The 18,489-nt window shown below is 48.5% G+C and carries 16 protein-coding genes; 9 read left to right on the top strand and 7 right to left on the bottom strand.

Translation table 11 applies throughout. The features are described from left to right. Position 1: 1 nt before the first annotated feature. Positions 2–1,246, bottom strand: a complete 1,245-nt coding sequence (locus QQL65_RS10630) for an ABC transporter substrate-binding protein (protein ID WP_284364345.1) — start codon at positions 1,244–1,246, stop codon at positions 2–4. A gap of 227 nt (positions 1,247–1,473) precedes the next feature. Between QQL65_RS10630 and QQL65_RS10625 the strand changes: the two genes are divergently transcribed. After that, positions 1,474–2,208 (top strand): response regulator transcription factor, encoded by a 735-nt coding sequence (locus QQL65_RS10625; protein ID WP_284364343.1) that lies wholly within the window; start codon positions 1,474–1,476, stop codon positions 2,206–2,208. Beyond that, positions 2,201–3,706, top strand: coding sequence for a sensor histidine kinase (locus QQL65_RS10620; RefSeq protein WP_284364342.1), 1,506 nt, complete (start codon positions 2,201–2,203; stop codon positions 3,704–3,706). Before QQL65_RS10625 ends, QQL65_RS10620 begins: the two co-directional genes overlap by 8 nt. Before the next feature lie 4 nt (positions 3,707–3,710). Here the strand turns inward: QQL65_RS10620 and QQL65_RS10615 are convergent, their stop codons facing one another. The 3 genes from QQL65_RS10615 to QQL65_RS10605 all read right to left on the bottom strand — a co-directional run bounded on the left by QQL65_RS10615 (position 3,711) and on the right by QQL65_RS10605 (position 7,186). Further along, complete coding sequence (locus QQL65_RS10615; protein WP_284364340.1) at positions 3,711–4,058, bottom strand: YigZ family protein; 348 nt, start codon at positions 4,056–4,058, stop codon at positions 3,711–3,713. Positions 4,059–4,068: 10 nt separating this feature from the next. Then, positions 4,069–4,728, bottom strand: coding sequence for a sugar transferase (locus QQL65_RS10610; protein ID WP_284366268.1), 660 nt, complete (start codon positions 4,726–4,728; stop codon positions 4,069–4,071). A gap of 307 nt (positions 4,729–5,035) precedes the next feature. Further along, positions 5,036–7,186 (bottom strand): AAA family ATPase, encoded by a 2,151-nt coding sequence (locus tag QQL65_RS10605; protein ID WP_284364339.1) that lies wholly within the window; start codon positions 7,184–7,186, stop codon positions 5,036–5,038. A gap of 403 nt (positions 7,187–7,589) precedes the next feature. On the opposite strand from QQL65_RS10605, the gene QQL65_RS10600 reads away from it, so the two are divergent. The 6 genes from QQL65_RS10600 to QQL65_RS10575 all read left to right on the top strand — a co-directional run bounded on the left by QQL65_RS10600 (position 7,590) and on the right by QQL65_RS10575 (position 13,868). Continuing rightward, positions 7,590–8,726 carry a DUF1972 domain-containing protein gene (locus tag QQL65_RS10600; protein WP_284364337.1) on the top strand — a complete coding sequence of 379 codons (1,137 nt, stop codon included), beginning with the start codon at positions 7,590–7,592 and terminating at the stop codon, positions 8,724–8,726. 47 nt (positions 8,727–8,773) lie between these two features. Next, entirely contained in the window at positions 8,774–9,037 is a 264-nt protein-coding gene (locus QQL65_RS10595; RefSeq protein WP_284364333.1) for a spike base protein, RCAP_Rcc01079 family, read from the top strand. A 134-nt stretch (positions 9,038–9,171) separates the two neighbouring features. Next, positions 9,172–10,011, top strand: a complete 840-nt coding sequence (locus tag QQL65_RS10590; protein ID WP_284364331.1) for a hypothetical protein — start codon at positions 9,172–9,174, stop codon at positions 10,009–10,011. 106 nt (positions 10,012–10,117) lie between these two features. After that, positions 10,118–11,398, top strand: a complete 1,281-nt coding sequence (locus QQL65_RS10585) for an oligosaccharide flippase family protein (RefSeq protein ID WP_284364330.1) — start codon at positions 10,118–10,120, stop codon at positions 11,396–11,398. Beyond that, positions 11,382–12,842 (top strand): O-antigen polymerase, encoded by a 1,461-nt coding sequence (locus tag QQL65_RS10580; RefSeq protein WP_284364329.1) that lies wholly within the window; start codon positions 11,382–11,384, stop codon positions 12,840–12,842. Before QQL65_RS10585 ends, QQL65_RS10580 begins: the two co-directional genes overlap by 17 nt. A gap of 93 nt (positions 12,843–12,935) precedes the next feature. Then, positions 12,936–13,868 carry a sulfotransferase family protein gene (locus QQL65_RS10575; RefSeq protein WP_284364328.1) on the top strand — a complete coding sequence of 311 codons (933 nt, stop codon included), beginning with the start codon at positions 12,936–12,938 and terminating at the stop codon, positions 13,866–13,868. Here QQL65_RS10575 and QQL65_RS10570 read toward each other — a convergent pair. The 3 genes from QQL65_RS10570 to QQL65_RS10560 form a co-directional block, all read right to left on the bottom strand. Beyond that, the gene (locus tag QQL65_RS10570) at positions 13,854–15,074 is read right to left on the bottom strand and encodes a glycosyltransferase (protein ID WP_284364327.1); all 1,221 of its coding nucleotides are present in this window, start codon (positions 15,072–15,074) and stop codon (positions 13,854–13,856) included. The genes QQL65_RS10575 and QQL65_RS10570 overlap by 15 nt on opposite strands. Positions 15,075–15,217: 143 nt before the next feature. Beyond that, a complete protein-coding gene (locus QQL65_RS10565) occupies positions 15,218–15,931 on the bottom strand; it encodes an RES family NAD+ phosphorylase (RefSeq protein ID WP_284364326.1) in 714 nt (237 codons plus the stop codon). Then, positions 15,925–16,335: an MbcA/ParS/Xre antitoxin family protein gene (locus QQL65_RS10560; RefSeq protein WP_284364325.1), complete on the bottom strand. Its 411-nt coding sequence runs from the start codon at positions 16,333–16,335 to the stop codon at positions 15,925–15,927. Before QQL65_RS10560 ends, QQL65_RS10565 begins: the two co-directional genes overlap by 7 nt. A 242-nt stretch (positions 16,336–16,577) precedes the next feature. Here QQL65_RS10560 and QQL65_RS10555 point away from each other — a divergent pair, with 242 nt between their 5' ends. Further along, the gene (locus QQL65_RS10555; protein ID WP_284364324.1) at positions 16,578–18,464 is read left to right on the top strand and encodes an autotransporter assembly complex protein TamA; all 1,887 of its coding nucleotides are present in this window, start codon (positions 16,578–16,580) and stop codon (positions 18,462–18,464) included. Positions 18,465–18,489 lie beyond the last annotated feature (25 nt).

The following is an 18,489-nucleotide window of genomic DNA, read 5'->3' as shown; positions in this document are numbered from 1 at the left end:
ATTACAGTGAGTTTGCCACTGCTTGTGCCAAAGCTTCAACAGCTTCTTCTGAGCTCATATCTGAGTTGAAGTGTGCTGTAACAACATCGGTAATTGCACCAGCTTGTGCGCCGCGAAGGGCCATGCCGTGCGCGTAAGAAGGCAACAAGAAGCCTTGGTCAATCGCAGTGTTTAGATCTGCATTTGACTGGCGACCACAGAATTCAAACTCGTCCATTGAAACGTCCAAACGAGCTGGAACAGAACCTTTGTTCAAGTTGAATACTTTTTGGAAGTTGCCACCCATGACCAATTTAGCCAGCAGCTTCTGTCCTGCAACATTGTCTTCACCGTCAACGTTGAAGAACGCAAAGCTATCTACGTTGTAAAGGTATGCACCACCTGATGGTGATGTACATGTGAAGTCTTTGCCTGGCACTTTGCCTGCATTGATAAACTCACCTTTGGCCCAGTCACCCATGATTTGGAATGCTGCTTCGCCATTGATGACCATTGCAGTTGCAAGATTCCAATCACGACCTGAGAAGTTGTCGTCTACATAGCCACGCATTGTGCGCATCTGATCGAAAACAGCTTTCATTTGGTCAGACTTCAGTGTGTCCATGTCCAATTCTACAAACGCTTTGCGGTAGAATTCTGGACCACCAAGGCCAACAGCCACGGCTTCAAACACAGTGGCGTCCTGCCAAGCTTGACCGCCATGCGCAAGTGGTGTGATGCCCATGCCTTTTAGCTTTTCTGCAGCAGCGTTGAACTCGTCCCAAGTGGTAGGTGGTTCAATGCCTGCGTCTGCAAGAACTTTTGAGTTGCCCCAGATCCAATCGATCCGGTGAACGTTTACTGGTGCCGCACAATATGCACCGTCACACTTCATGTGATCCGCAATTGCGGCAGGAAGTAGAGCATCCCAGTTTTCTGCCTTTGCAACATCATCAATGTTGCCGATTGCACCCTCTTCGTACCATTCTTGAATAGAAGGGCCTTTGAGCTGCACTGCAGTTGGTGCGTTGCCTGACAATACACGGGCACGCAAAGCAGTCATTGCAGCATCGCCGCCGCCGCCAGCAACTGGCATATCTGTCCAAGTGCCGCCGTTTGCAGCAAACTCATCCATCAACACTTTGACGGAAGCGGCTTCGCCGCCTGATGTCCACCAGTGAAGTACTTCGGCCTGTGGATCGGCATGCGCAGCAGACGCTGTAAGGCCGAGAGCCAAAGCACCGGTTAAAAGAACTGATTTTTTCATTACATTCCCCTCCCGAGAGAAATTCAAGTGTACCTCGCAAACCCCTGTTCGCGAAGCTGGGATCACCAAGACATTGTGGCTGTGTACAATTCAATACGGAATCACACCAACAAACTTGCAGACGTGCGATTTTATGATGCAAATGTTACGCCCTGTTACATTGGGGCTTGGCTTGTTACAGTTTGTTACTCAATATCCGCGCCAAACCGACCAAGTAAGGAGTAAACATGGCCATTCGCCGGATTCTGGTAATTGATGATGATCCAGATGTATGCGCAATGCTCAAGCAATATCTGACGCGTGAAGGCTACGCAGTGGAAAGCGCGCACACCACGCAAGCTGCCATGAGCATTGTTGGTCAACGGCGCGTCGATTTGATTTTTCTGGACGTTATGCTTGGCGAAGAATCCGGTTTTGATGTTTGCAAGAAACTGCGTGCCGACAACGCTGTACCAATTATCTTCTTATCTGCATTGTCGGCTGACCATCACCGTCTCACCGGCTATCAAATGGGCGGAGACGACTATATTGCAAAACCGTTCAATCCTGGCCTTTTGCTTGCAAGGGTGCGCGCCGTTTTTCGTCGTACGCACCGAGCATCCTCCTTGGCCTACCGTCGCGATGCGCGAACATACCATTTTGACAAATGGACATTCCACGGTGATCGGGAAGAGTTGATCGGTGCCGATGGTGTTGAGACGATGCTTTCTAAGCGAGAAACCGCATTGCTCAAAGTGATGCTAGCAAACCCGCAAATACCCCTGACAAGAGAAGAAATCGCCAGCGCGCTTAACGGTGAAGAAACGGAAGAAACGCTGGATGCGCAACAAAGTCGAGCTATCGATGTGCTGGTAGGCCGATTGCGCCAAAAGATTGAGGTAAATGCAAAAGCACCAAAGCTGATCAAAACAATGCGTGGCACTGGTTATCAATTGTGCTGTGCCGTGAGTTCAGATGAATAAGACAACGACCAAATCATCAAGCGCATTTTCATGGTTGTTTTCAGCTACAACAATTTCAATTGTGATGCTGGTTTTTGCCTTTGCTTGCGGTCTAACGTCGGCACTGATGTGGGAGCGATCAAACAGTTCATGGCAAACGCATTTAGACAAAGCATTTAATGGCGGCATTGCACTGTTTGGTACAGTTTCAGAATTGCGATCTCAACCCAGTCGCGAAGTTCAATCCGACATTTTTGAATTTGAAATTGTACAACCCACTAAAGTCCCAGAAAGCAACGTGACACAGTTGCGTTTTTCCGTACCAAACTCGTCAGTATATGAAACTAGTTTGACTTTGCATCCTCCAAGTGCGGCGGTGACGTCTTCGGCGGATCGTGTGGCAGTTCGAATTTTCTCACCGCAGTTTCAGTATTCCGTTTCCAACCTACCCGCGACCAATGATGGCCTAGCCTTTCAATTCGGCGAGCTTTCGCGGGGCATTGCAAGACTTTGTTCAGATGCAACCATGTTCGTCGAAATTGACAGCGACAATTGGCTTTCAATTCGAGCGCCGAGTATTTGGTCTTGTTCTTCTCGCCCAGCAGACCTTAGGCTACCAGCGCTGCTGCTAGCCGCTCTCACATTGGGTATTCTTTTTAGCGTGGCAAATGGATTTTCGCAGATGCTAGAAAACCTTGCGTCCGACATTCGTAAGGCAGCTACCAGCGGTTCAATCGAAGAAATCCCCGAACGCGGCGCAAATGAAGTCAAAAATCTGACCTCGGCTGTGAATGCTTTTTTTGCAAGCGAGCGACAGCGATTGGAACAGCGAGCGCTATTGCTTTCCGGGATATCCCACGACCTTGGCACCCCTGCAACTCGTCTCAAGTTGAGAACAGCCCTAATCGATGACCAAATCCTGCGTGAGAAGCTAGACCGCGATATCGACCAGATGACCGATATGATCGATGGTGTGCTCAGCTATACCAGACACGAAATGGACACCGAAGCGCCGCGTAAAATCTCTATGCGATCTTTGGTTGAAGCGATTGTCGACGACTATCAGGATCTTGGTAAACCGGTTACGTTGGAGGCACCCGACAAGATCAACTTGGATCGGCTTGGCAATGTTTTTAGTCAGACAAGTGAAAACACTCAGATACTGATCCGCGACCATCAAAGGGTTTTGTGCAAATGCCGCCCAAATGCCATTCGGCGAGCTCTTACCAATCTGATTGAAAACGCCCTAAAATACGGCGAGGAAGCGCAGGTTGCACTGCATGCAACGGCGGATCATTTCACCATAGTTGTTAGCGATCGCGGGTCGCATACATCGTTCGAACAGCCAGAAAAACTGCTTGAGCCGTTTGTCCGTGGTGAAAATGCAAAACTCCTAAAAGGCGCAGGTCTTGGATTGACCATCACCAACTCAGTCGTGAAGAACCATGGCGGTACTCTGTCCTTTTCTCAGGGACAGAACGGGTTGGAAGTAGTCATGGATTTACCGCGCTGGATTTGATCGCTTATCGTGCGTCCATATAGGCTCGCACAGCAGTTTGAACATGTCGGAAACGATCCCCTCCAAGGTGTTTACCGCCATACCATCTTGTCACGACGACAATTTCGTTCTCGACTTCTTCGCGCTCAAGCATACGCAGGATGATCATTCCGGCGCCGCTTTCGCCGTCATCATTTTTGATTGCGCCATCGGAACAAATTAGTCCCCACGTGTTGTGCGTGGCCTTTGCAAACTTCTTATTGCGTTTTAGTTCCTTGATGAAAGATTTTGCCTCGTCTGCCGAGTGGCAAGGGCCACCTGCAACAGCGTATTTTGATCCGCGATCGGTTAAGATGTTGTCGAGTATTCGCATGCGCGAACACTTACGCGTCAGCTGCGCCTCTCGCAAGGGTGGAAAGCCCGCGGAATGGCAGAAAGAGGGTTCTGATTAGGATAATCACATCCATAACAATGGACCAGTTCTGAATATACTCAATGTCTGCGTGAACCCTGCGGATGGCGAGCTTAGCATTTGTCGTGGGACCACGCAGTCCCCTCACTTGCGCCAATCCTGTCATGCCAGGGACGACCTGATGGCGCATTTCATAATGCGGGACAAGCTGTTCGTAGGGCACACCCCCAGCAAGCATGTTTGGCACATGGCAGCGCGGACCGACCAAGGATAGTTCTCCCGTTAAAACATTCCAAAGTTGGGGAAGCTCATCAAAGCTAGTCCAACGCAAAATGCGACCAAGCCTCGTCACGCGCACATCATTGTTTGTCGCCTGTGTGACCCCAAGTGCGTCGCAATGATGCCAAGACATGGTGCGGAATTTGTGTATTCGAATTCGCCTCGCGCCTTGGCCATATCTTGTTTGGGTAAAAAACACAGGGCCTGGCGACGACAGCCCAACCGCAACTGCAATAAGCAAGAACAGTGGTGACAAGATTATCAAACCTATCGAGGCCCCAAAGATGTCGAGTATCCGCTTTGATCGCGGTATGCTGACAGTCTCAATCAATCGGTGGCATTCTGCCGACACAAGGGCTGAATTTCGCGCATTTGCAATTGAATTAAACACAAACAACCTAGAGTATATTTTTCAGTATAAGTATGTGTTGACGCTAACAGCGACCTACTTACGCATCAATACATATATTAACAAAACATTAACCCGCCAATAATACACTGAATTAAAATATGTTTTAGGGACACGTCGCCTTAAAGATTTCAATTTTCGCGTTCGGAAAACAAAATCTAGCGCTACTGTACGCGGCGCACTTAACCCAAGGTTGAGCGAAGTGGCGCACCGACGGGCAAATTAGCCTCACCTGAAGTTGGAGCGCCGGTCAATCCGCAGCGATTTGCGTAATCCCTGAAAAACGGTAGCCGCCGTAATGCTGGAGGTATTGTGCTGCGATTAGGTCGCTTTTGTTTAGAATCGGTATTATTGCAGCTTTTGCGCCTGCGTGTTCTACAATCAATTTGGCGGCGTGCTGGACCTGTCGTTGGTCGGTACTTTGGAATCCAACGATCAAAAGCACCACGTCGGCATGCGGCAAAAGATAGGTTGTATCGACGACAGGCAGCAGCGGCGGCGTGTCAAGAATGATAAAATCATAATGTCTACGCACGCTTCTAATGAGCTGTTGAAACCCGACACTGGAAACAAGCGCATCCGTCTTTAAACCAAGCAAACTGCGCCCAGGCAACACATCCAAATTTGGGGCGACACGGGTTTTGAAGGATTTCGCCAGAAAATCAGTTTCCTTTGTGTCTTTTAAGAACTCAACAAGGCCGTTTTCCCCCTCCAAACCCAAATATTCGTGAATTGTCGGCTTTCTCAAATCTGCGTCGATGATAAGCGTGCGTGCGCCAGACGCAGCCAAGTTTTTCGCCAACGCAATTGAAACAGTTGATTTTCCTTCTTTCGCAACAGCAGAAGAAAGCAAAATGACTGTGCCGCCAGTATCCGAATTTCCTTTTGCTTTGCCTGCCGAGATTTCAATTTCAGATCGCAGCTTTCGTACCGCCTCTGAAAAAGCAGAGTTGGGTGCATCATCCATAATAAACGCAAGGTGTTGCTGTCGGGCATGCAAGGAGGCATCGCGACTTTCAACTTGCGGCAAAACAGCTCCGGTTCGCAAACCCAATAATTCTTCAAGCTGCTCACTTGAGGAAATGCCACCCCAATAATGATCCAACAAAAGTGCAAGAATTATTGCAACCGTAACAAAGAACAATAACGCCAAAGCCAGCATCAACGGCCGGTTTGGCGAGACGGCGTGAAGTGGCACCGTCGCTGTAGATACAATACGGACATCTGAAAGCAATGTTGCGGCACGGACGCGATTGGAAGAAGCTGCCTCGAGCGCATTTTCATATTGCTTGCGCGCTGTCTCTGCACTTGCCTTTATTTGATAGAATTGTCTTAGAAGTGGCGAAGGAAAATCCAACTCAACTGCTCGGTTCCGCGCCCTAGAAAGCAAGTCTTTCTCCAAAACAATACCTTTGCGCAGGTCTGTCTCGATGACTGAAACCTCTTGGTCAACCAATAGATTTATTTGCTTCTGCAACAGCTCTAGCTGTTCATCAAGCGCCTCATTCGCATCCGAATTGGGTTCGGCTTCAATGCGGCGAAGCAAGGCGTCCCTTTGTTTTTGCGCTAATTGCAAGTTCGAACTTATGGAACTGGATTTGAGAATATCCCAGTTCTTTTCGCGCCCAAATTCATTTAGTAGTTCGAAACGCCGCTCATCACGCGCTCTATCTTCTTGCACTAGTTGGAGTTCACGCCGAATTTGATCAAGTTGTGTGTCAGAAGTTTGCGCCGCGAATTCGTCTAAGTTGTCGACGAAATATGACTGCAATTGAGTCTCAGCGACATCAAGTACCTTCCGCGTTTCAACGGCGCTGGCATCCAACAGAACTTGTACTGATTTAGTTTGAGCAAGATTGTATTTCAGTTTTAACTCGATATGCGAACTCGCAATAGCATTCGCAATATCTGCTGCACGCTTCGCGTTTTCCGATCGAGCCGTCACCTCTATTAAAAAGGTCAGCCCCAGTCTTTTTGCGGAAATTCGTTTGTTGAACTCTTCAAACGCTTGAGACGCAGCTGCTTCGTCCTGCTGCAAACCTGAAGGGCTGCCGGGAACGCCAAAGACGCTGAGCCAAGACCGCTTGTTCCCAAACTCTTCTGTCTGCAAGAGCTGCAAATCCGCAAACGCTTTGACCAAAACTGGTTCGGATTTGATCAACTTCACCTCACTTTCGACGATGGAATTGGTCAACCCAAATGCATTAGATTGTTTTGTATTGGAGCCATCGGCGCCTGCGACATCCAAAAAAAGCTGAGTTTTTGCGACATAGTTGGAAGGTAACGCGTAGAGCAATGACGCGGTAGCCAGCATCCCGATGACAATTATGAACAATACCAATTTCACCCGGCGGCGTAAGATGACGAATATGCCCCGCAGATCAATATTTCGTTCGTTCATGGCGCAGCCCCATTCATTGCCATGTCGTGTTTGGCAAGTAGGCTACAAAAGACGCGCACGCGAATTCTCAACCGTCCCATTCGCTTGAGACGAGCAAAGTAATACCATTAATTGAGAACTTGAACACTCATGTGCAAAGGCATCAAACGAAAACCCAAAACAAAACCAAAACAACAACTAAAAAGTCAAAAAATATTTAGGTAGGCTAGCAACTTTATCGCTAAACGGCAATCCAACGCTTTTTGTTGGAAATACTGCCTAACAATTGAATTGTGTCGCACGGTTCAGTCTGATTAACTATTCATGGTCTCGCTGAAAATACTTATTCAGTGTTCAAGGAGTGGCCAACTTATATTTTGCACTTTTACTTTATTTCATTCTTAAAACTAAGCCCACATACGGCATGTCTAAAAAACAAAAAACCCTCAACATCTTAGGCACCAGGGGCGTACCTGCCAGACACGGCGGCTTTGAGACGTTTGCTGAGCATCTTGCTCTCTTTCTCACACAAAAGGGATGGCTTGTACGCGTCTATTGCCAATCCAGTTCTAGGGAACAGACTTCAAATATCCAAATTCACGTGGACCGCTGGCACGGCGTAGAAAGAGTTCATATTGGAACGCAATTTGCTGGTGTTCTAGGCACAATGGAATTTGATCTCAAATGCGTAAAAGATGTCGTTTGGCGCGATGGTATCGATCTCGTCCTTGGATATAACACAGCAATTTTCAACATCATTCAACGTATGCTGGGTCGTACCGTTATAATGAATATGGACGGCATTGAGTGGCATCGGGACAAATGGTCATTGCCCGCCAAATTTTGGCTGCTGTGCAACGAGCTTATCGGTGCCAATGTCAGTTCAATTGCTATTGCGGACAACCCACACATTGCAACCCATATTGCCGCTCGTTCATTCAAATCGCCGACAATGATCCCCTACGGCGCTGATCAAATTGAAACTCCCTCGATTTCTGTGCTCGACAGTTTTCAATTAAAACGGGACTGCTATTTCTTATCAATCGCGCGCATCGAACCCGAAAACTCAATCCTGGAAATTGTGACTGCGTTTTCGAATGCGAAGACAAATCAAAAACTGGTTATTGTAGGTCCGTTGGATGACAATATCCGCTACCACAAAAAGGTGCGCGCAGCCGCCAATCAGGATGTCATATTCCCCGGCGCCATTTATGACAAAACTATTGTTGGCGCTCTCCGCTATTACGCACGCGCGCACATTCATGGGCACCGCGTTGGAGGCACAAACCCGTCACTGGTCGAGGCAATGGCCGCTGGTAGCGCAGTTATTGCCCACGACAACTTATACAATCGCTGGACTGCTGGAGACTCCCAGTTCTTTTTCTCTGGCGATGTGCAATGCCAACAGCTTATCGAGATGCTTTCAGCGCCTTCCGATAAGCTAGAAACCGCTCGATATGCGGCGGCAGAGCGGCATAGAAGGCAATTCACATGGGGCAACGTTCTTAGCCAATATGAAGCGTTGCTCGAAGACCAAGTTCGAAAAACTTATCCCCGCTAACAAGGGCGGTAGTATTTTGGTGTTCTCGAAAAAGAAGGAACACCCTGATGCAAGATAGATTTCAAGGACGAGCACCTAGCTTTGACGCTCCAGCGCTTGACGCTTTTTCAATTACGCCAAGTGACGTAACAGATTTCGCCGAATTGGTACGCGCGATCTACATTGGTGGCCCTGGTCAGGTCACATTAAAAACCCCATCAGGCGCTCTCGTTACGTTTGAAGGTCTGTCTGGCGGCTCGGTTTTGCCGGTCCGCGCACAAGCTGTGCTTGCCACAGGGACGACGGCCACAAGCCTTGTCGGAATTGTCTAATGTTATCCGGCTACATTTCGCCCCGAGCATCGACACCACAGACGTGGTGGCCGCAGAATGCAACCTTTGCCCTAGATTTCCTACGACGTCGTGCCGTTTCGCTAGGCAAACACATAAGCGTAGACGAAGCCTATATGTTTACTCGCGCGACGGAAAAACTTGTCGCAGACAATAGTGGAAATTGGGAAAACGTCGCTACTGAACAATTGGCGCTCGCTGAAAACGGTATCACGATTGAGAGCGAGTTTACCGAAATTGGCAGCTATACGAGCACTAGCTCGGCAACCATTGGCATCCTTGGTGCAGGGGGAACGTTGCCGGCCGGATGGACCGAGACCGCAACAAGCAGCGGAGTAAATGTCGAGGTTCTAGCCGTTGGCGACCACAAAGGGCTAACGTCTATCGACCTTCGTTTCCAAGGTACGCCAACCAGTCATTGGCGGCTGCGCCCTAGTGGTGTTGCCGAATGCAATGCAACACCGCTTGCAGAACACATTGCCACCCTCTTTTGTTCGCTTGTATCTGGCAACTTGCCGAATGCCAGCAGTTTCCAATTTGGTCCAATTTGGTACACGGCAGCAAATGGGTATCTTGCGGCGGGACTGAAAGCAATTGGTGGCGACATTGATACCAGTTTTCAGCGTTTTTCAAAACTTTCGTCATCCCCGGTAGGTTGTGCCAAAGCAAATTTGGACTTCTTTTCAGCGACGAGCGGCATCCCAATAGACTTTTCAATTCGTCTCGCCGTGCCGAATATCGGAGTTGGTTCCTCGCCCACGACACCCGTGCTATCTTCCGGCACGCCGAAATCGCGCCTTGCCGATATTCTTACGCTGGATCTTCCTACCGGAACGCACCGTATAACTCTTGAAACTGAAACCGGTGATGAAGAAATTGCTGGGAGCCACATTGTTACTCCTCCGCTGTCCGGCGCTCCTATAAGACGCATAGTCGCCTACCCATATCTGGGCTGAACAATCGAACAAGTTTGGCAACCCGCTTTAAACATGCAATCATCCCATTCGTCGCTCAATTTTTCGAGCGACGATATTTTTTAGATTACACTTTTTTGGTTGCTTAATGTTTTTGCAGAGCTACAGGCGCCCGCTAATCGCGGCCGTAGGCAATACACTTTCAATTCGCGTACTTGGGCTAATTTCCACATTTGGATTTGCATCCATCGCTTCTTTTCTACTTCCCGCCAATGACTTCGGGCAGTTAGCCACTTTGCTGAGTATGATTTTGTTCATGGGCACCATTGGCGAGTTTGGCCAGCGCGATCTTGTCGCACGGGAGATTTCAAAAGGACTGGCACTGCGTGATGCTGGCCACTCATCTGAAAAAGCAAGCCTCGCCGTCATCATCAGCCTAGTATTTGGCTTGTTCTGCGGATTAGTGGTAGCCGGGTTTTACATGGCCAACGGAGCAACTCCGACAATTGTGTTTTGTTCAAACATTTTGACAGTCATTCTATCAATAAACGGTGCCCTATCTGGAATAGGTCGCGCGCATGGGATGTTTGTTTGGGCGATGGCACCACGCGAGGTTTTATGGCGCTTGCTCACACTTGCGATAATTCTGCTCATCTTGGGGCTAGTCGGGAACGCGACAATTGAAACTGGCGCGATCTCCCTATTGTCAGCGTTGCTCATCTGCGTTGGACTACAATTTTTTCGCTTCAATTCTATTGGGTTTGTTCCCACACTTTCTTTTCTCAAGCTAAAAGAATGCCTGGATCTGAAGTACCTCAAATCTTCTTTTGATCTGATGATGGTGAACGCTGCGGGCTTAATTCTTGTATCAATGGATGTTGTCGCCGTTGGCATATTATTGGGAAATGAAGATGCCGCTCAATACTTTCCTGCAAATCGAATTGCTATTCTGACGATCTACGTTCAAGTCACGCTTAACCTCGCCATTGCCCCAAGACTTGCGCAGGAGTTTGCTCAGGACCGAACATCTCAAGCGCTTAGAATCTGCCGTGACACGACCAAACTTGCTTTTTTGGCAGGCGGCATTGTTCTTGCCATAATTGTTTTCTCTCGACCTTTCTTGCCAATCATATTTGGCACTGCCAATGATACAACTTGGTTGGTCGCTGTAATCCTTGCGACCGGTCATTTGGTAACAATCGCAACGGGCTTTGGCGGCACGGCACTAGTGGCAGCCGGACGCGAAAGATCGGTGCGTGATGTGATGATTTGGACAGTTCCGTTTTGTCTCGCCGCGATTGCATGCGCTTGTCTTTTCGGCAGCATTGTTTTTGTAGCCGCCGCCGTCGCCCTCGCAACCGTTATCAGAGGTGTATTGATCGCCTACACATGTCGAACTTTGGTGGGAGGCCATGCAGCAATTGCCTAGCAAAACCGGAGCTCAGCAAAGTAGTGAACTTCTATCAACAGCGCACCCGCGCCGGTTGGGTATTCTTCACATTGTGATGATTGTGCTTGCTGCGAGTTGCGCGATCGGATCTGCGGTTCTCGTACTCGCTGTATCAAACACAAGCCCAGATGAAAGCTATCGTCTGCATCTTTTTTCATTAGCCCTTACCTGTGGTGCAATAATTGTCGCTGGTGCCGGGATAAAGCTCGATTTTTTTCATCCGGCATCCGTGATTGCACTGTTGTTCTTTGTCGTTTTTGGCCTTGGTTCAATTCGACATTTCGAAAGCGGATCGCCAAATGCAGCGCAAATCGTTTTTTTCGCAAACATAGGTGTTTGGTCATTCGCCATTTCGAATTGGTTGCTTAGTTCTGGTGTCCATTTTCGAACCACGCCGCCCAAAATGAATGATTTTGCGATATCGACATTGTTGCGCATTTACCTGTGGTGTTTGGTGGGCACGGCGGCGCTGGCAACTGTCTATATCTACATCAAAGTCGGCATTCCAGCGCTATCAGAAAATGGATTGGTTTCGCGACTTGCCGCCCGTCAAGAAGTCACAAGTTATATCGTATACCTTACGCGGATGTCCCAGTTCGCTGTATACTTTTTCTTTGTCTTGGCATTAGCCACGCGAGAAAGATCAATGTACATTCTTGCGTTTATCCTGTTCGCGTTTGTGCTTGCAATCAACCTTACAATGGGATGGCGCGGACCTGCCTTTTTCATACTGATTACATTGGTTTTTATCTTCAACTATGCGACTGCGCAAAAGCACACCTTTCTCGTGACAGCGCTTATCTCTACAACAGTTTTTGGAGCTTTAATTTGGGGTTATTTGCGGCTGGTTGTCTATTCAACCAGCACTGAAATAGGTGCACTTACCTTCATACAAGCTACATCCTCAGACAATCTTTCAATGTTTTTACATTGGGGATCGCTACAGTTTTCAAACTATGTTGCGGGGTTCCAACAGGTGATCGCACTAAAGGAAGCAAACCCCGATGTTTTCGATGCAACAGTGTTCCAATACACATTGTCTACTCTGCTCCCTGGGCAGCAAATGTCTTTCGATCAAACGCTAAAGCTTCTATCCTACAACACCTTTGAAGGGGACGGACTGAATGCCACATTGCTCGGGGAAGCCTATGCTGACTTGGGCTCCGCTGGCATTGCGCTCTACTGCGCCGGGTTTGGCGCCTTGTCCGGTCTAACTTACAAAAGAGTTTGTGATCGGCAATCGCACTTTCGCTTGATTGAACATGGCTTCGTCATGTCAGTGCTTATTCTGGGCACTCTAACCGGTATATTTGGACAGGCAATCTATTGGGTGCTTGCTTTCACCCTACTTGGCGCGCGCCTAACCCATCGGTTGGGAATGCAACAAACCGATCGCATATCATTATTGGAGAGGCGAACGTAAATGGTTGCGCAAATTGACCTCGACATGCTTCGCCACAGACCCTCCATGGCAATTGGAAGGCTAGTTAATTACGCTTTGTTGGAGGGACGTCCATTGACCACACGCGGTCAATGGATCAATCCGCTTGTATTCTCAATGTTCAAGATTGCACAACTCATGCCACCGTTGCGATCTGTTGAGCGACCAATTTTTATAATTGGCAATGGGCGAAGCGGCACGACTTTCGTTGGAAGACTGTTCGCACTCCACCAAGATGTCAGCTTCCTGAATGAACCCAAGGCTCTTTGGCATTTCGCACATGGCGCGGAGGACCTTATTGGTTCTTATAGCGACGTTGCCGCTGCGGTACGGACTGAACCAGGAATCGACAATGACGAAGCCCGAAAGAAAATTCAGCGTGTTTATGGTTTCTCTTTAGCAGCGTCGGGTGCCAAACATATCGTCGACAAATATCCGGAGTTGGTATTTAGAACCAAATATGTGCAGGCGTTGTTTCCGGACGCAAGGTTTGTTTGTCCAATCCGAGACGGCGTTGATGTTGTAAACTCGGTCGCCCGTTGGACATCGAGGAATGCTAGCTTCCGCAAATCTGACAAACACAATTGGTGGGGAAAAAATGATCGAAAGTGGACAGCACTAGTCGACCAGCTTGTTCCTGAGCATAACGACTTGGCGCCCCATCAAGCGAAGTTACGCGATACCAAATCTGATTTTGACCGAGCAGCTGTTGAATGGATACTAACAACGCGCGAAGCGCTCAAACTTGATGTAAACCCAGCTTCGCAATTTCGTATTTGCCGCTACGAAAATATCTGCAGCGATTCAGAAAATGAGTTGCGGCTACTATTTGAATGGCTGAACATTGTCGATGACCTCCAAGTATTCAAATATGCAAAATCGCACACAAACCCTCCGCCGTCACATGGCAACATTTCGCTTTGTTCAGAAATCGCTGAACCGTTTCAGCAGACACTTCACGATGCCGGTTACAACGAGAGCGCGGGTCGGGTGCTAATCAGCGTCTAGTGCACACTCATAGGCTTGCATCAATTCTTGCAAAAACAACTCATGGGTGAATTGCCTATCGGCAAATGCTTTTGCATTCCTTCCGAGACGACGTGCAATGTCTACATTTTGCGCAAGGAACCTGATTTTGGTGGCAAGCTCAACTGGATTCTCAGGCTCAAATAGCAAGCCCGTTTCGCCGTCCGTGACGAGTTCTGGAATACCGCCCCTTATGCTGCCAATCACAGGTTTTCCTTTGGCAAATGCCTCAATCACAACATAAGGGTAGTTCTCGTGCCAAAGCGATGGAACGATGACAAATCGCGCGTCGGCAATTAGCAACTCGAGTTCATCCCCCCATTTGGCCCCAAGAAACTCGATGTTAGTTACGCCACTTTGATCAGCCCGGCGCGACAATAGTTCAAGGTCTGGCCCCTCTCCGACAATTTTGATGCAAAACCCATCGACTGCCTCGGCGGCCTGCAGGATTTTGTCGACGCCCTTTTCTTCAATCACGCGCCCCACATACAATCCATATGGCGCATATTCGGCGGTGGCTTCGTACGCATCCGACTGAAAAGGATTGCGGAGTTTAGACCATGATATTTGCCTGTTGGGCCAAAACTGCTGGGTCTCTTGTGCAATGAAATCGCTAGAAAAGGTGAAATGGTCGATCTGATCAAAATACCGAATAGCGCGGTGAACATAGGCTTCCATTGCGCTGGCAACCGACAAACCAAGTTCGTTCTTGCAACATTTATTCTTTATTGCGTTGTAGAATTTTCCACCTTCGCAGTCGCGGCAGACTTTGCCATGATGATAAAGCTTATAGTTTGGGCAAATATGCTTGTAGTCGTTCATGGTAACAACGACGGGCACACCTGCTTGTTTGGCAGCGAACACAATTGCCGGTGTTAAATGCACGTTGATTGCGAAGATGTGAAGAATGTCGGGCTTAAATCTTTCGATTATTTGCGCAGCCTGTCTCTGTTTGTTCAGATCATAAATTGAGGTGTGCAAACTCAAAGCTTTTTTGAAGAAGCTGCCGTTCTTGTAGTCAGGTGCATCAAGCAAATGAACGTTTTTTGGCACTGTTGAACTGGCATTGCCAGTAGCGATCATTTCCGTCTGATGCCCAGCCAGCCTCAATGCGCGCTCAGTCTCTCGAAAAAAAACCTCAGCCCCGCCAACCGTTTCATAGAATTTGTGTGCTAACAGGACGCGCATCCTATGCTGTCCTCGAATAGATACACGCTAGCATAATGACGGCGAAAAACGCCTTGACGATTAAAAAGAACATAAAAAATTGTCACGCAATAAGTGAATTAAGTAAAAGTATGAGTGTGACTATACTTAAGTTCGCACTCAGATCAAACCAATCTGAATACATCGCCAGTGCCAATATCTCGCACTAAGTCTACTTTATGACCATCCCAATGATAGTTTAGATGCCGACCCTGCATTGGATCGCTCGCCAAATCCGGATAGAACAATGCAACACAATCGCCTTCACCTCGGACACTGGGATAAACGAGCCCTTCCGAAGACTGAGCACGTAATTGAGCCGCAAAATGCTGCGAAATTGAATAATCCTGTAGGTGCAGAATGTCACTTTTTTCAGTCCCAATTTCCCGAACATCGTGCAGCATCGCTTCGACTGACAATACCAGTTCTCTAAACTGTGACGTCCAACCAGATTGCTGTTTTGTAGAACGCATGAATTCTGCGTGATGAAATGCCGTTTCATGTACCGCTGTTTCGAAGTCGGCAGCGACATATAGGACACCCAAACGTCCGTCGGAAAATCGGCTCGGCCGATCGCGACTTGTGTGGGTAAACGGTGCCATCAAGTAGCTAGCGCCCGGTCCGCTGACACGTCGATGCGCCGGCACAAGATCAATATTACCGATTGTTTCCATTAATCGCGGATTGGTTTTTTGTTCAGCCGCAATCAATTGCGGCCAGTCTTCTGGTGCCGCGATGTCTTCAAACAGGTCGATCGGCGGGTAAATTGAGCAAACGATGCGCGATGCATTTTGCCACTCTATATGACAGATTGGAACATCTGCGGTCCCACCTACCAAGCGCCGCGCTCCGCATCTAAATATCGGCGCACGCGCATCAAATCGGTTAGATTGCCTCCAAGCATTATTTCAAGCGCTGATTGGCCACCAAATGCGTCATTTTGCAGCTTTATCCAATCGTATGCGCGTTGAGGCTCAACAAAAATCAAACGCAAAGCCTTGTGTATGCCCAAAAGATTCGACAGCCGTGCCTTCAAATCGTTGCTGAGACGTCCTGGCCGTTCAGCCTTCCAGCGTCGATAAGTGCGCAACGGTAAGTCAAGCAACGTCGCGGCCTCTTCGTCAGTCAGTCGCCACTTCTGAAAGAGATTTAGGATTGCACGAAGCATCGCTCCACCCTCTTCATCTGTGATTGGGGCCGCAATAAACTCTTCTGGTCCCGTATCAATCAATTCAAGCGTCATTTTAGCTCCTTATGGCATAATATATCTCAAAGAATGCCATTTGGCAACCGATGCGGGTGCTATGACATACGCAAAAGCGAGCCCTATGCTGAACTGTTGTGGTCACGAAGACGTACAAAAACAATAATGGTTTGTGCCTATGGTATTGAATGGGCTAAATATCTAAATGATAAAGCAACATATTTGTTGTATAGTGGGTTCAATTGCCCGCGAAATTGCTTGAGTTTGGAGTAGCATCCGCAGTGCAAATATTTGGTTCGAAAAATCTCGGATTATGGCCCCTGGTTGCGTTACTGTGCGCAACCAGCGCGCCTGCGCATGCATTTGATCTATTTGGTTTATTCAAGTCTGATTCATCGCAGCAATCTGCTGCCGTTCTTGATATTGAAAACCCCGTAAACTATTCGGTCGAAATCAATACTAGCGATCCAACGCTCTACGATGCGTTGCGTTCCAGTTCCGTTTTGATCAAAGAGCAAGCGACGCCAGCAGCAGGAACAACGGGATTAGTGACCCGTGCAAAGATTGATCAAAAGCGCCTTTTGGCCGCTCTTTATGGCGAAGCTCACTATGGCGGCACAATTCAAATTTTGATCAACGGGCAAAACATTGAAGACGTTTCTTTGGAGCGACAGCTATCTGGAACGTCGCCAAAAATAGAAATCAACGTTTCAGCTGGGCCAAGATTCACGTTTGCACGTCCAGATGCGCGATCACCAAATGGTCCTATCGATTTGAACCAATTTGGCATAACCGCAGGGGAAGCGGCGAAATCATCACTGATCATCGATGCGGAAACAAAGCTAGTTGGGGATTGGCGCCAGAAGGGTTATCCCTTCGCACGCATTGAAAAACGCACCATCGAGGCAGACCACAACACAAGACAATTAGAAGTCTCGCTTTGGTTTAACTCTGGCAACAAAGCGGCATTTGGCCAAATTGTCGTAACAGGAAACGAGACCGTAAACTCATCATTTATTGCTGAGCAAGCCGACATTATTGCAGGCTCGACTTATAGTCCCGATCAGATCAAACGCGCAACGAAGCGTCTCCAAGAAGTGGGTGTATTTGACAGTGTGGTCGTTAGCACTGCGGAACGCCCATCAGCTGATGGAAGTGTCGCGGTAACAATCGAAGTGAGTGAGCGCAAGCCACGCACGATTGGCTTTGGCGTAACGGCCGAAAACTTTGAGGGCTTTGGCGTCGAAGGATTCTGGAAGCATCGGAACCTGTTTGGCAATGCCGAGAGCCTGCGTGCGGAAGCCTCGATTGGCCGCATTGGCCAAGGTGGATTTGGCGACCTTGATTATCACGCTGACTTGTTATTCAAAAAACCGAATGCAATTGGCCCTGCCACGAGTTTTGAAGCACGCGCGACGTTTGATATAGCGAATACAAATGCGTTCAATAAACGTTCGGGCAAAATATCTGCTTCACTTTCGAATGATTTACGCGATGACCTAACGGTAAAAGGCGGCATTGCCGCGGAATATGCAGTGGTAGATGATGGTACAACCGTATCAAATACGGCCCTGCTCTCGACACCAATCTCTTTGACCTACGACACGCGCAACAATGCTCTAAATCCAACGGGTGGTTGGTTCGTCACTTTGTCCACCGAGCCAACATATGTGCATCCTTCGCATGCAATATTTGTAAAATCGTCGGTAGAGGCAAGTACTTACTTGGCACTTGATGAGGACGAGCGACTGGTTCTTGCAGCACGTGCAGCAATGGGCACCATTATTGGCACCGACATTGCGAATGTGCCGACTGACCGACGTTTCTTTGCCGGTGGTGGCGGCTCAATACGTGGCTATGGCTTTCAAATGGCTGGTCCGCTCACAGGCGGGGGTAAACCGCAAGGCGGCCTTTCATATCTCGAGGCGTCAGCTGAGGCGCGCTACAAGGTCACAGACGAAATCGGTGTTGTCGGCTTTATCGATACTGGCGGCGCTTTCACTTCAAACATCCCTGGACAGGGTGGATCTTTGTTCACGGGCGTTGGCGGTGGCGTGCGATACTACACGCCGATCGGTCCAATCCGCGCAGACATAGCGTTTCCGCTAAACAAAATTACCGGTCAACCACAATATGGCTTATATTTGGGTATAGGTCAGGCATTCTGATCACATTGCGGCCAAATGGATTCGC

Origin of the sequence: Maritalea porphyrae, from assembly GCF_030159895.1 — a bacterium.
GTDB lineage: Bacteria > Pseudomonadota > Alphaproteobacteria > Rhizobiales > Devosiaceae > Maritalea > Maritalea porphyrae.
Note: the sequence above shows the minus strand (reverse complement) of the source record. Positions and strands in the feature narration are given on the sequence as shown.